At 50.7% G+C, this 278-nt stretch carries 1 pseudogene; it reads left to right on the top strand.

Going from position 1 to position 278, the window contains the following annotated elements:
* A pseudogene (locus SB772_RS40275) lies at positions 1 to 204 on the top strand (hypothetical protein); the annotation flags it as partial.
* Positions 205 to 278: the final 74 nt, after the last annotated feature.

The raw sequence follows: 278 nt of genomic DNA, 5'->3' as shown, positions 1-278 counted from the left end.
GAGATGTCTCGCAGCCAGACCAGTCTATTCCCGGTCTCGCTGGAAGAGTTGATCCCTGAGGATCACCTCGTTCGGGTCATCGACCTGTACGTCGCCATCGATGGCCTTCAGTGCGTTTTCACACAGTCTGTCTCGGCCTTTTTTTTTGTACTCCAACCAAAATCACCTGGTCAACCAGGACTCAACGGTCGCAGGAGGGATTAAAAAGTCTTAATTAGCTTTGTTCTCAACCAAGCAATTGCCTCCATCCACCACGAGCAACTCACCGGTGATGTAAC

This window comes from Paraburkholderia sp. SIMBA_030, from assembly GCF_046535245.1.
Lineage (GTDB): Bacteria > Pseudomonadota > Gammaproteobacteria > Burkholderiales > Burkholderiaceae > Paraburkholderia.
The sequence above is the reverse complement of the archived record's forward strand: the minus strand, read 5'-3'. Positions and strand labels throughout refer to the sequence as shown.